This is a genomic window from Pseudomonas sp. Marseille-Q1929 (assembly GCF_017316265.1).
Classification (GTDB): domain Bacteria; phylum Pseudomonadota; class Gammaproteobacteria; order Pseudomonadales; family Pseudomonadaceae; genus Aquipseudomonas.
On record NZ_JAFLWU010000011.1, the window covers coordinates 45,245 to 58,658 of the forward strand.

Here is a 13,414-nt window from a genome sequence, read left to right on the forward strand (position 1 = left end):
CTGCGATGCAGACACCTCGGTCTATCAGATGCACCGAGGTGATGCTATCGCAGGCAAGCCAGCTCCCACACAAGCCACACACATTTTGCGGCGGCAATGAGAATGTTTTTTGATCACGCCGCCCCGATATGGAATAGTACCCGCCGTTTTCCCAGGCCTGTCTAGCCTGGGTGTTTCAACGCCGAGGTCCTCTTCATGCGAATGCTGCGCTCCATCCCCACCCTTGCCGCCTGCCTCCTGGCGTTTTCTTCAAGCGTGCTCAGCGCTGCGCCCATCGACCTCAATGACGGCCAACACGCCGTGCATCTGGCGGATGCGCCCAAGCGCGTGGTGGTGCTGGAATTCTCCTTTCTCGACAGTCTCGCCGCCGTTGAAGTGACGCCCGTTGGTGCCGCCGATGATGGCGACGCCAACCGCGTGTTGCCCCGTGTGCGCCAGGCCATCGGCCAGTGGCAGTCCGTGGGCCTGCGCTCGCAGCCGAGCATCGAGGAAATCGCCCGGCTCAAGCCGGACCTGATCGTCGCCGACCTCAACCGCCACCAGGCGTTGTACAGCGACCTGTCGAGCATCGCGCCGACGCTGCTGTTGCCGTCGCGCGGTGAGGATTACCAAGGCAGCCTGAAATCCGCCGAGCTGATCGGCAAGGCGCTGGGCAAGAGCGCGCAGATGGAAGCGCGTATCCAGCAGAACCGCGAAAACCTCAAAGCCATCGCACAACAAATCCCCGCCGGCGCCAGCGTGCTGTTTGGCGTCGCCCGTGAAGACAGCTTTTCCGTGCACGGCCCGGACTCCTACGCCGGCAGCGTGCTGCAAGCCATCGGCCTGAAAGTGCCGTCGGTACGCGCCAACGCGGCGCCGACCGAATTCGTCAGTCTGGAGCAACTGCTGGCCCTCGATCCGGGCTGGTTGCTGGTCGGCCATTACCGTCGCCCAAGCATCGTCGATAGCTGGAGCAAACAGCCGCTGTGGCAAGTGCTTGGCGCCGTACGCAATCAGCACGTCGCTGAAGTGGACGGCGACAGCTGGGCGCGCAACCGTGGCGTGCTGGCGTCGGAGCAGATCGCCGAAGACGCCTTGGCGATTCTCAAAGGCGGCAAAGCCGTATTGAGTCAATAAGCGTGCGGCGCAGTTTCGCGGCGGCGGGCATCGTGCTGCTGGGCGCCGTGTTGTTCTGGTGCTCGCTGTACAGCTGGTCGCCGTTCACGATTACGGCGACGGACGCGTGGAATGGCCTGGTCCACCAGGGCAGCGTCGGCGGCAATATGGCCTACATCGTCGCCCAACTGCGGGTGCCGCGTGCGGTGTGTGCGGCGTTGGTCGGTGCCTGCCTGGGCTTGGCCGGGGCGTTGATGCAGGGCATCACGCGTAACCGCCTGGCTTCGCCGTCGTTGTTTGGGGTGACCGCCGGCGCGGCGTTGGGCTTGGCGCTGTTTTCGACGGGCTTGGTCGCGCCGCCGTTTGCCGGTGGCGCGTTATTGATGACGTGCGTGGGCGGCGCGTTGGCCTGGGTCACGGTGTTCAGCCTCGGCGGCGCCTGGTCGCCGACCACGGCCCAAGGTCGCCTGGTACTGGCCGGTGTGGCTGTTGCGGCGTTGTGCGCGGCCTTGACCCGGCTCACGGTGATCCTGGTCGAGGCCCAGGCGCAAAGCGTGCTCAACTGGCTGGCCGGTTCGCTGGCCAACGTCGGCGCCGCGCAAGTGCAGTTGCTCTGGCCGTGCACCTTGATCGGCGGCCTGTGGGCGCTGTGGTGTGCGCCCCGGCTGAACCTGATCAACCTTGGCGAAGACGCCGCGCGCTCCCTGGGCGTGGGCATCGCCAGCCTGCGTTTGCAGGTGTTTGTCGCCAGCCTGTTGCTGGTGGGGGCGAGTGTCTGTGCGGTGGGGCCGATTGGTTTTGTCGGGCTGATCGCGCCGAATATCCTGCGCCAGTTCCTCGGCAATGATTACCGCTGGCTGATCCCGCTGAGTGCAGCTTTGGGCGCGGTGATCGTGCTCGGCGCCGACCTGCTCAGCCGTGCCGTGGCCTTCCCGGTGGAAACCCCGGCGGGCGTGGTCACCGCGTTGATCGGCGCGCCGTTCTTCCTCTTTCTTGCCAGGCGCGCCCTATGACCCGCCCAACCTTGCGCCTGTGGCTGTTGCTCGGCCTGCTGCTGTTGGCGGCTTTTATCAGCCTCAGCGCCGGTACCCTGTGGCTCAAGCCCGCCACCGTGTTGGAGCGCCTGCTGGCCCACGACGCCCTCGACTTTGAAGTGTGGAACCACCGCCTGCCGCGCAGCCTGATCGCGATCCTTGCCGGTGCCGCCTTCGGCCTGGCCGGGGCGATTGTGCAGGGCGTGATCCGCAACCCGCTGGCCTCGCCGGAAATCCTCGGCGTGACCCAGGGCGCCGGGCTGGCGCTGACCGTGGCGATCATCAGCTGGCCGCAGTTGCCGATTGCCTGGCTGCCGCTGGTGGCGTGCCTGGGCGGGGCCGGTGGCGCGTTGCTGTTGGCGCTGTACAACACCGGGGTGAGTTTTTCCGGGGTGCGTTTTGCGCTGTCCGGGGTGGCGATTGCGGTGACCTTGTCCAGCGTCACCGAGTTCCTGATCCTGTCCCACCCGCTGGATATCAACACCGCGCTGCTCGCCCTCACCGGCAGCCTGTGGAGCCGCAACTGGCACCACGTGGCGCTGGTGTTGCCGTTCCTCGTGTTGATCCCGCTGGGCCTGTGCCTGGCCAAGCCGCTGAACCTGATCGCCCTTGGCGACGAAGCGGCCCACAGCCTGGGCACGGCACTCAATCGCACGCGCTGGCTGGCGATGGCCTGCGCCGTGCTGCTGACCAGCCTGGGCGTGGGGGTGATCGGGCCGATTGGTTTTATTGGCCTGGTCGCACCGCATATGGCGCGCAGGCTGGTGGGCGGGCATCACCAGTTTTTACTGCCGGCGGCGATGCTGATCGGCGCGCTGTTGCTGGTGCTGGCCGACACGCTGGGACGCACCTTGATCGCCCCCAGCGAAATCCCCGCCGGCGTGCTCACGGCGGTGATTGGCGCGCCATATTTTCTTTGGTTGCTGGCACGGTTCAAGGGCTGATCACATGAGTATTCTGCAGGCACACCAGCTCGATATCGGCTACGGCGCGACGCGCATTGTGCAAGGGCTGTCGTTCACACCGCCGACAGGCAAGGTCACGGCGCTGATCGGCCCTAATGGCTGCGGCAAGTCCACGTTGCTCAAGGCGTTTGCGCGCATTCTCAAGCCAACCGAGGGCGAACTGACCCTGGATGGCCAGGCCTACGCCAGCCTTTCCGCGCGCCAACTGGCGCGACAGATCGCGTTTTTGCCGCAAGTATTGCCGGTGCCGGAAGGGGTCAGCGTGCGCCAGTTGGTTGCCTATGGCCGCAGCCCGCACAACTCGCTGTGGGGGCGGCTGAGTGGCAACGATCAGTCCCATGTGACGCAGGCTATGCAGCGCCTGGAACTCGACGTTTTGGCAGATCGGGCGTTGGCGGATTTGTCCGGCGGCCAGCGCCAGCGCGCGTGGCTGGCGATGGTGTTGGCGCAGAACGCGCCGGTGGTGTTGCTGGATGAGCCGACCACTTACCTCGATATCAGTCATCAGGTTGAGCTGTTGGACTTGATGGGGGAGTTGGCCGCCGAAGGTAAGACCGTGATTACGGTGTTGCACGATATCAACCAGGCTTGCCGGTATGCTGATCATTTGGCGGTGATGCATGGCGGCAAGTTGGTGGCGGATGGGGCGCCGGCGGCGGTGATCAGTGCCGAGTTGATGCGGCAGGTGTTTGATGTGCAGGTGCAGATCATGCAGGAGCCAGTGGCTGGCACCCCGATGTGCCTGATCGAAAAAAGCACCCGCCCTCAAGCCTGACTCGGTTCAAAAAAAATGTGGGAGCTGGCTTGCCTGCGATAGCGGTGGGTCAGCTTGCTCATTTGGCACTGATACACAGCTATCGCAGGCAAGCCAGCTCCCACATTTGATCTCAGTTGCTTGGTAGGGCTTTTTTCACGTCGATGGCTTTGGGCAGCAGGTGGTTTTGGTAGAACAGATCCGCCGTCGCCTGCTGGGCCTGGATGATCTTCTCGTCAATCGGCAAGATCGGCGAAGGCGGGCGGTTGTCCATGTACCGCGCGATCACATCCGCAGGCAGCCCCATAAAACCAGTCAACACCTTCAAGCTGTCTTCCCGCTGGCTACGGGTCAGCGCTTCAGCGCTGCTGAGTTCACCGAGCAGGTCGTGGACAAAGGCGCCGTTAGCCTTGGCGTATTCGCGCCGCGCGGTGTATACCGGCCCCGACAAGCCCAAGCCTTCACCGTTGGCCAGCACATGACTCGGGCTCTGGCTCAGGGCCAACGACGAATAGGGTTCCCAGATCGCCCACGCATCCACGCTGCCGCGCTCAAACGCCGCCCGCGCATCGGCCGGTGGCAGGTACACCGGCTGGATATCCTTGTAGCTCAGCCCGGCCTTGTTCAGTGCGCGCAGGATCAGGTTGTGGGAGCTGGAGCCTTTCTGGAAGGCGACCTTCTTGCCCTTGAGGTCCGCCACTGAGTGCAGCGGGTTGTCGTTGCGCACCAGGATGGTTTCGGCGCTGGGCTTGGGCGGTTCGGCGCCGATGTAGACCAGGTCTGCGCCCGCCGCTTGGGCGAACAGCGGCGGGATATCGCCGGTAGAGCCCACATCCAGTGCGCCGACATTGAGGGCTTCGAGCATCTGCGGGCCAGCGGGGAATTCGATCCACTTCACGTCAGTCTGTGGAAAGCGCTTTTCCAGCAGGCTGTGTTCCTTGGCCAGCACCAAGGCGATGGAGCCTTTCTGGTAGCCGATGCGCAGGGTCGCAGGGTCGGCCGCGAGGGCCGTTTGGGTGACGGCCAGCAGGGCCAATACCAGCGCTCGAATCTTCATGCATTGTCCTTTTTGAAGCGGTTTTCGGGGCGCGCCAAACCGAGGTTGTCACGCAAGGTGGCGCCGCTGTATTCGGTGCGGAACAGGCCGCGCCGTTGCAGCTCGGGCACCACCCACTGGGCGAAGTCCTCCAGCCCACCGGGCAGGTGCGGGACCAGGATGTTGAAACCATCGGCGGCACCGTTTTCGAACCAGCGTTGCAACTCGTTGGCGATCTGCTCCGGCGTGCCGATCAGGCTGTAATGCCCGCGGCCACCGGCAATCCGTCGTCCCAATTGCGCCAGCGTGAGGTTCTCGCGCAACGCCAAATCGCTGAGCAATTGCTGGCGGCTGCGCTGGCCGCTGTCAGTCAGTGGCAACTCTGGCAACGGCCCGTCCAGCGGGTAGCCGGACAGGTCGAAGTTACCGAGCATGCGCCCAAGCAGCGCGACGCCGACTTCGGGCTCGACCAAATCCTGGAACGTCTCGAACTTCGCCTGCGCCTCAGCCTCGGTCTGCCCGACCACCACAAACACGCCGGGCATGATTTTCAGCGAATCCGCCTCGCGTCCGTACTGCGCAAGACGGCCCTTGAGGTCGGCATAAAACCCCTGGGCATTCTCCAGCGACGTCTGCGCGGTAAATACCACTTCGGCAGTTTGCGCCGCGAGATCGCGACCGGCTTCGGACGAGCCCGCCTGCACGATCACCGGCTGGCCCTGGGGCGAGCGCGCGACGTTCAGCGGGCCCTTGACGCGAAAGTGTTCGCCGACGTGATCAAGCACATGCACCTTCGCCGGGTCGTAGTAATTGCCGCTGGCCTTGTCGCGCACAAAGGCGTCGTCTTCCCAGCTGTCCCACAAGCCGGTCACCACTTGATGAAACTCGCGGGCGCGGCTGTAGCGTTCGCCGTGGCCGAGGTGCTCATCACGGCCGAAATTCTGCGCTTCGGCGGCGGCGTCCGAGGTCACCAGGTTCCAGCCGGCGCGCCCGCCGGACAGGTGATCCAGCGAGGCGAACTTGCGCGCCACATGGTAGGGCTCGTTGTAGGTGGTGGTCGCGGTGGCGATCAGGCCGATGTGCTCCGTCACTGCACTCAACGCCGAGAGCAAGGTCAGTGGCTCGAAGTGATCCGAACGCGCCATATGGCTGGCGATCTCGCCAGTGGCCGCCGCCACGCTGTCCGCCACGAACAACGCATCGAACCTGGCCGCTTCGGCGACCCGCGCCAGGTGCTTGTACTGGGCGAAATCCAGCCCGGCATTCGCCGGTACATCGGGATGACGCCAGGCGGCGATGTGGTGCCCGGTGGCCATGAGGAAGGCGCCGAGTTTCAGTTGACGACTCATATTAGAAATCCTTGCGCAGTTGCACGCCGAAGTAACGTTCATCGTCACGGGGCACGGCGCGGTAGATGTAGTTGCCGCCGCTGGCCAGCATCGGCGAGTAGGACTTGTCGGCGAGGTTCTTCGCCAGCAACGCTACTCGCCAGCCGTTGCTGTAGTCGGCCAGGGCCACGCTGGCGTTCCAGATGCCGTAGGCGCCTTGTTTGGTGTCGAGGTTCTGGCTGATGTCGTACTGCACTTCGCTCTGCCAGCTGTAGTCGGTGCCCAGTTCGATATCCAGGCCGTTATCCAAGGGGATGCTGTAGTCGGCGCGCACGTAGCTTTTCCAGTCCGGGCTGTACGGCAGCGGCTTGCCATTTACGTTGCACGTTGCTGCTGCGCCAGCGGGGCAGGCGAATTCGTCGATGCGTGCGCGGGTGTAGGCCAGGGCGCCGGACAGCTTGAGTTGCTGGGTGGCCTGCAAGGCGTAATCCAGCTCGACGCCTTCGGTGCTGACGCTGCCGGCGTTGATCAAGCGGGTCACGACTTGCCCTGCGACGGTGTCGAAGAAGTTGGCCTGGTAGTTGTCGTAATCGCTGTGGAACACCGCGAGGTTGGTGGTCAGGCGGTTGTTCCAGGCGGTGGCCTTGATCCCGGCTTCCCAGGTATTGGAGGTTTCCGGCTTGAGCGCATCGGTGTCGCGCGGCTGCATGTTGAAGAACACGTTGTAGGCCGGGCCTTTGTAGCCACGCGAGTAGGTCAGGTAGCTGGTGATGTTGTCGCTGATGTCGTACTGCACGCCGAGGCGGCCGGACCAGCCGTCTTCATCCACCGAACCGGAACTGGACGTGGCCGGTTGAATCCCGCTGACCGTAGTGGCCGAGGTGGAGACGCGGCGGTGATCGTATTTCAGGTCATCGTGGGTGTAGCGCAAACCGGCGATGCCGCGAAAGCGCGAAGTGAAATTCAGCGTGGTTTCGCCGAACACTGCGTAGCTGTCGTTGGTGGTGCTGTAGTCGGCGATGCCACGGTCAGTGCGCGTAGTGGTGGTGAGGGTGCGCTGGTAGGTTTCTTCGTCCTTGCCGTGCATGTAGAACAGGCCGCCGACGTACTCCAGGAACTCACCTTTAGGCGAGGCCAGGCGCAGTTCCTGGGAGTACTGGTTGAACGCCAGTTGGCCCTTGTCGGCGGTGCCGGGGAATGCAGCGGTTACTGTGCCGAGGCGGTCGCCGTCCTGGTACTGGGTGTTGTCCCAGCCGCGCCAGGCGGTGATCGAGGTCAGGGTGTAGTCGCCGAGGTTCCAGTCGAGCTGGGCCGACAGGCCTTTGTTGGTGTCTTCGACATGGCTGCGGGTGTCGGTGTTGATGTCGCGGTTGTCGCTGGCGGCGCGCACCGGGCTCAGTGCGTTGGTGAACGCCGGGGTCAGGGACTTGCTGACCACGCCGTTGGGCGCGTCGTCGTGGGACTGCATGTAGTCGGCGATCAGGGTCAGCTTCACGTCATCGTTGGGGGTGAACTCCAACTTGCCGCGAATGCCCTTGTGGTTGTAGCCATTGACCTCTTGCCCGTTGTGCTGGTTATCGACGTTGCCGTCATAGCTGCCGAACAGCGTGCTGATCGAACCCTTGAGCACATCCGGCACCAGGCTGCCGCCGATGCCGAAGCGGGTGCGGCTCTCGTTGCCGCTGTAGTAGGACTGGTCGATATAGCCGTGGGTCTCGGCGGTCGGCGCCTTGCTGGTGATATTGAGCACACCGGCCGAAGCGTTCTTGCCGAACAGCGTGCCTTGCGGGCCGCGCAGTACTTCGATGCGTTCCAGGTCGAGCAGGTCGAGGGTGGCCTGGCCGGGGCGGGCGTAGACCACACCGTCGATCACCGTGGCTACCGTCGGCTCCACGCCGGGGGAGGTGGAGATGGTGCCGACGCCGCGCACGAACAGAGAGGTGTCTTTGTTGGAGGCGCCGGTGCGGAAGTTCAGCGACGGCACTTGTTGCGCGATGCTGGCGACGCCGTTGCGGTTGTCGCGCTCCAGCTGTTCGCCGTCGAGCACAGAGACGGCCACCGGGACTTTTTGCAGGGATTCTTCACGGCGGGTGGCCGTGACGGTCACGGATTTGAGCGTCGGCTCCTGCTCATCGGCTGCAAAGGCGGGCAGGGCGGTCAGCCCGGCGAGGATCAATAACGTAGTGCGTTGGAAGTTGTGCATGCTGTGCCCGCTCGAAAGAATGCCCTGAACCGTTGCTGTTCTGCGACCGCAACGCCTGTGAATTTGTCTTTGGCATTCGCTTGAGCGAGTAGCAGACAACGCGCTTTGTTAGCGCTAACATCGGCATTATTGGTGGGACTGGTTTAGAATGTCAAATACTGAAAAATTAGTCCTATATGCCTTTTGGTTTCTAACAGGATTTCCCCGTGAGCGAAGACAAACCGCGCAAACGCCGTGGCGCCGGGCGCGTCACCCTCAACACCGTGGCGCGCCAGGCCGGGGTGTCGGCGATTACCGTGTCGCGTTACTTCAACCAGCCGGAGCAGGTCTCACCCGAGCGCCGCGAGCGCATCGCCCAGGTGGTGGCCGAATTGGGCTACGTGCCCAACCTGGTGGCCGGCGGCCTGGCCTCGGCGCGCGGGCGGATCGTGGCGATGGTGATCCCGAACATCTCCGGGCCGATCTTTGCCGACACCATCCAGGGCTTCAGCGACACCCTCAGCCAGCACGGGTATCAGCTGTTGTTGGCATCGAGTTACTTCAGTGCCGAGCAGGAAGAAAGTGCGGTGCGCGCGTTTCTCGGCTGGTCGCCGGCGGCGTTGGTGCTGACCAGCCGCTTCCACAGCGCGGCCACGGAAAAGATGATCGCCGATGCCGATATCCCGGTGGTGGAAACCTGGGACTATGTGCCCGAACGCGAGCCGTTGCAGATAGGATTTTCCCACTACGAAGTGGGCGTCACGGCCGCGCGTTACCTGCATGGCCAGGGTTATCGGCGCATCGCCTTCGTGCAGAACAGTGCGGCGGGGGATTTCAGTGCAATGGAGCGCGGTGATGGGTTCGCGGCGACCTTGAGCGGGCTGGGCGTGCAGCCCTGGACCTTCGCGCCGGACGCCGGTTGTGCGCCCTTCGAAGCCGGCAAGCAGGCGATGGACGCGCTGATGAGCCACCCCACGCCACCTGATGCGATCTTCTTCGCCAATGACAACCTCGCTGCTGGTGGGTTACTGGCGGGGCAACGTGCCGGGCTGAAAATACCGCAAGACTGCGCGGTGCTCGGCTTCGGTGATTACCCCTTCGCGCACATGCTGTTGCCGAGCCTCAGCACCATCAAGCCACCGGCGTTGCAAATCGGTGTGTTGGCGGCCATGCGGGTATTGGAAAGTTTGGGGGTATTGCCGGTGGAAGAGGAGGTACAGCGCTTGAATTTGTTGGAGTGCCGCCTGATTGCGCGGGAAAGTGCTTAAGACGCATCTTGATGCTTAGCGCAGCGGCAACATCAACGTAATCGGCGAAAGCCCCGGGCATGCAACAAAGCCTGCGTACTTGATATAGAAACTCGAAAGGCGTTCGTTCAATGGGTGAACAATGACTGCACTGGAGCCGATGGTGTTCGAAGCGCTGATTGCACGCTCAATGGCGTCCTGCAGCAGATCGATTGCAAACCCCTGGCCCTGGGCCGCTTGAGTGATCCCCATGCGTCCCAGCAATGTCACTGGATGCACGCTTGGGGAGTTGCGTTGATGGCTTTTCGGTACGACGTTTTCGCGTGCTATAGAGCCGCTCGACAGGGTGTAGAAACCCATCACGACCGCGGTGTCTTTGCGGCAAACGACGTAGACAACCGCCTGCTTGGCGGCCTGGGCTTTAAGTGCCTGCCTTTGCAGGTAATCGTTGATCGACGGCTCGCCCGAATCGAACTGGTCAAGGATATGCTCGCTGTTCAGTCTTTCGGGAGCCCTCAGCTCCACCGTTTGGGCCTTTCGAGAAGTTGGTGCAGGCATTCATTACCTCGTATCGGATTGGCTTCCATGGCCTGTTCGAATGCGTCAAATGCAACGTCGTCGAGAAGGAACAAGCGCTTGTCCAGGATGACCTCTTCTGCTTTTTGACAAGCAGCTTCCAGGATAAAGCTGGTTCGGTCGCGCCCGGACAAGGCAGCTGCCAGATCGATCAGGTTCCGCTTTCTTTCATCCGCTCGCATGTTGATCGGAACGGGTTTGGGTTTCTCAATACTGGCTGTCATGTGTCGGTCCCGCCTTGGAAAGGATTGTGTATTCAGGTTTGAGCCTCCTTGGGGCGGATAATAGATTTTTCGTGTAGCTAATGTCTATACGTGTGTATTTAATTGCTATACGGGTGGTTGCAGGTTGAAAGGCGCTTGGCTTGCGAAAAAGGGGGTAGTTCTCCACAAAAAGCTTGGCACTTCCTGATGAAATTTTGCATCCGACCGTGCCGATCTGCAGAGGAGCTTTCAAAAAGACATTATTTATATGAATAAAATCATAAGAAAATAATGAAATCCAAGAATATTAGCTTAGACCAAAACAGCATTATATTTTCAAAACCCATTCCGTTATGTTTGATCGCAACAGCCTACCCCTGACCATGGATGGTACCCATCGTGATTCAGATTCTGCTCCCATAACCGGGTAATCATGCCCGCAGCAGAATCGTTGGAAGGGAACTCAACGTATGTTGCCGATACAAACCCCGCACGCGCCTTAGCCGCAAATCGCCGCCACATCCCCTAAAAAACGAGCACCGCGCATGACCGCGTGATTGCCCGACTTCGCGATTTGAATAAGCAGGCATGGCTATGAAGCAAGCGTTAACACCCACCGCCGTTTTGGCCCTGGCAATTTTTGCCAACAGCGCCCAGGCCCAGGACGACAGCACCCTCTCTACCGTCGTCGTCACCGGCAACCGTGGCGCCGAGCAGCGCACTGTCACCAGCAGCCCGGTGCCGATCGATGTGGTCAGCGCCAAGCAATTGCAGAGCACCGGCAAGCCCGGTTTGATGGAGGCCTTGAGCGCGGTGATCCCGTCGCTGACCCTGCCGGAAAAAACCGGCTGGGATGCCAGTGGCATCGCCCGTGCCCCCAACCTGCGGGGCCTGAGCGCCGCCGAAGTGCTGGTGCTGGTCAACGGCAAGCGCCGCCACACCAGTGCGACCTTGAACATCAACGGCATCAACACCGGCGCGGCTCCGGCCGATCTGGACCTGATCCCCATCAGCGCCATCGACCATGTGGAAGTGCTGCGCGACGGTGCCGCCGCCCAATACGGCTCCGACGCCATCGCCGGGGTGATCAACGTGATCCTCAAGGCCGACACCAGCGGCACCTCGGTGACCAACGCCGGCCTTGGCTACGACGGCAAGAAACAGACCGTGCAACAAAGCCTCAACAAAGGCTTCGAAATCGGCAACGGCGGCATCGTGCAACTGGCCCTGGATGCGCGCAGCCAGAACGATGACAACAAGGCCAGCGCCAACGGCTACACCTACGCCCAGGCCTACGAGCAGGCCGGTCGCTCGACGTACGGCGGCTACGGCACACCAAAGACCAACCTGCTGACCCTGGGCTACAACGCCGAGCTGCCGGTGGACGACAACTTCAGCCTGTATTCCTTCACCACCTATTCGCGGCGCAAGGCCGAGCAAGGCCAGAACTTCCGCCTGCCGACCATCACCAACACCATCACCACCGGCCCCAATGGTTACCCGGGCGGCTACACGCCGACCTGGTTTATCGACGAAGACGACTTCCAGGCCGCCTTCGGTGGCAAAGGCACCGTCGGCGAGTGGGACTGGGACTTGTCCACCACCTACGGGCGCAACGACGCGGAGCAGGGCACCACCCACAACCAGAACCCGTCCCTGGGCGAAGCCACGCCGAACCACTTCACCTCCGGCACGTGGATTTCCACCGAGCTGACCACCAACCTCGACTTCAAGCGCGGCTTTGATATCGGCCTGCAAAAACCGCTGGACCTGAGCTACGGCTTCGAACACCGGCGCGACACCTATGAGGTGCAGGCCGGTGACTATGAGTCCTACGCCAACGGCGGCTACTGCAAGGCGCCGGGCAATTGCGCATCGAGCGGGGCGCAGGTCACCAACGGTATTTCGCCGGACGAAGAAGCCACCGCCTCGCGCAACAGCCTGGCCAGTTACGTGGATGTGGGCTTCAACCCGGTACCGGACTGGTACGTGGGCACCGCCTTCCGTTACGAGCACTACAACCAGGGCGTTGGCGCCACCCGCAGCGGCAAGCTGACCACCCGTTATGACTTCACCCCGCAATTCGCCGTGCGCGCCACGGTGAGCAACGGCTTCCGTGCGCCTTCCCTGGCCAACAGCCTGTTCAGTGCGCGGTCCACCACCTATGGCGTGGTCGACGGCGTGTACCAGTCGATCAACTACGGCGTGCTGCCGGTGGGTTCGGGCGCCGCCCAGGCCCTCGGCGCCCAGGAATTGAAACCCGAGCGCTCGACCAACTTCAGCCTTGGTTTCACCCTCACACCCACCGACCGCCTGAGCTTCACCGCCGACGCCTACGTGATCAACCTGCGCGACCGCATCACCCTCACCGGCACCTTGCTCGGCCCGGAAATCACCCAGGTGCTGCAAGGCAATGGCATCACTTCGACGTCCGGCGGCCAGTATTTCATCAACGGTGCCGACACCCGCACCAAGGGCCTCGACCTGGTCAGCAACTACAGCCAGGACCTCGGCGAATACGGCGCGCTGAAGTGGACCGCCGCGTTCAACTGGAACCAGACCAGGATCCTCAACTACAAGGAGTCCACGACGATCCTCGGCACGGCCTATGACCTGATGGATCGCCAGGCGCGCAACCTGATTACCGGCGTGCAACCGAGCACCAAGCTGATCCTCGGCGGTGACTGGAGCATCGACCGCTTCAACCTCAACCTGGCCCTGACCCGCTACGGCTCCTACAAGGAGGTCAACGTCTCCGCCGACCGCAGCCTCGACCGGGTCTACGCGGCCAAATGGATCACCGACCTGGACCTTGGCTACAACCTCACCAAAGACCTCAACGTCGCCATCGGCGCCAAGAACCTGTTCGACGTCTACCCGAAAAAACAAGGTGTACCGAGCAGCACCATGGTCAGCAGCTACGGCACCTATTCGCCCTTCGGTTTCACCGGCGGTTATTACTACACCCGGCTGACTTACGCCTTCTAAGGCCAC

The 13,414-nt window shown here is 62.5% G+C and carries 11 protein-coding genes; 6 read left to right on the forward strand and 5 right to left on the reverse strand.

Translation table 11 applies throughout. The annotated features are described in order from the left end of the window. Nucleotides 1-195: 195 nt before the first annotated feature. Genes J1G37_RS14100 through fecE form a run of 4 tightly spaced genes read left to right on the forward strand, consistent with a single transcriptional unit; the run spans nucleotide 196 to nucleotide 3,869 of the window. On the forward strand, nucleotides 196-1,116 hold the full coding sequence (locus tag J1G37_RS14100) for a Fe(3+) dicitrate ABC transporter substrate-binding protein FecB (RefSeq protein ID WP_207042559.1): 921 nt from the start codon (nucleotides 196-198) through the stop codon (nucleotides 1,114-1,116). A gap of 2 nt (nucleotides 1,117-1,118) precedes the next feature. Then, entirely contained in the window at nucleotides 1,119-2,108 is a 990-nt protein-coding gene (gene fecC / locus J1G37_RS14105; RefSeq protein WP_207042560.1) for an iron-dicitrate ABC transporter permease FecC, read from the forward strand. Then, complete coding sequence (locus tag J1G37_RS14110) at nucleotides 2,105-3,073, forward strand: iron chelate uptake ABC transporter family permease subunit (protein WP_207042562.1); 969 nt, start codon at nucleotides 2,105-2,107, stop codon at nucleotides 3,071-3,073. Before fecC ends, J1G37_RS14110 begins: the two co-directional genes overlap by 4 nt. A 4-nt stretch (nucleotides 3,074-3,077) precedes the next feature. Continuing rightward, entirely contained in the window at nucleotides 3,078-3,869 is a 792-nt protein-coding gene (gene fecE / locus J1G37_RS14115) for a Fe(3+) dicitrate ABC transporter ATP-binding protein FecE (RefSeq protein ID WP_207042564.1), read from the forward strand. A gap of 112 nt (nucleotides 3,870-3,981) precedes the next feature. Here the strand turns inward: fecE and J1G37_RS14120 are convergent, their stop codons facing one another. From J1G37_RS14120 to J1G37_RS14130, 3 genes are read right to left on the reverse strand one after another with little or no spacing between them, the layout of a single operon-like run. Beyond that, nucleotides 3,982-4,905 (reverse strand): sulfonate ABC transporter substrate-binding protein, encoded by a 924-nt coding sequence (locus J1G37_RS14120; protein WP_207042566.1) that lies wholly within the window; start codon nucleotides 4,903-4,905, stop codon nucleotides 3,982-3,984. Beyond that, nucleotides 4,902-6,233, reverse strand: a complete 1,332-nt coding sequence (locus J1G37_RS14125; RefSeq protein WP_207042567.1) for an LLM class flavin-dependent oxidoreductase — start codon at nucleotides 6,231-6,233, stop codon at nucleotides 4,902-4,904. The genes J1G37_RS14120 and J1G37_RS14125 overlap by 4 nt, the downstream gene beginning before the upstream one ends. Nucleotide 6,234: 1 nt before the next feature. Next, on the reverse strand, nucleotides 6,235-8,415 hold the full coding sequence (locus J1G37_RS14130) for a TonB-dependent receptor (protein WP_207042569.1): 2,181 nt from the start codon (nucleotides 8,413-8,415) through the stop codon (nucleotides 6,235-6,237). A 206-nt stretch (nucleotides 8,416-8,621) separates the two neighbouring features. Between J1G37_RS14130 and J1G37_RS14135 the strand changes: the two genes are divergently transcribed. After that, nucleotides 8,622-9,662 (forward strand): LacI family DNA-binding transcriptional regulator, encoded by a 1,041-nt coding sequence (locus tag J1G37_RS14135; protein ID WP_207042571.1) that lies wholly within the window; start codon nucleotides 8,622-8,624, stop codon nucleotides 9,660-9,662. 15 nt (nucleotides 9,663-9,677) lie between these two features. Here the strand turns inward: J1G37_RS14135 and J1G37_RS14140 are convergent, their stop codons facing one another. Together J1G37_RS14140 and J1G37_RS14145 are read right to left on the reverse strand one after the other, a co-directional pair. Then, nucleotides 9,678-10,199 carry a hypothetical protein gene (locus J1G37_RS14140; RefSeq protein WP_242551583.1) on the reverse strand — a complete coding sequence of 174 codons (522 nt, stop codon included), beginning with the start codon at nucleotides 10,197-10,199 and terminating at the stop codon, nucleotides 9,678-9,680. Then, complete coding sequence (locus J1G37_RS14145; protein ID WP_207042573.1) at nucleotides 10,157-10,441, reverse strand: DUF1778 domain-containing protein; 285 nt, start codon at nucleotides 10,439-10,441, stop codon at nucleotides 10,157-10,159. The genes J1G37_RS14140 and J1G37_RS14145 overlap by 43 nt, the downstream gene beginning before the upstream one ends. A gap of 573 nt (nucleotides 10,442-11,014) precedes the next feature. On the opposite strand from J1G37_RS14145, the gene J1G37_RS14150 reads away from it, so the two are divergent. After that, a complete protein-coding gene (locus J1G37_RS14150; protein ID WP_207042575.1) occupies nucleotides 11,015-13,408 on the forward strand; it encodes a TonB-dependent receptor in 2,394 nt (797 codons plus the stop codon). Nucleotides 13,409-13,414: the final 6 nt, after the last annotated feature.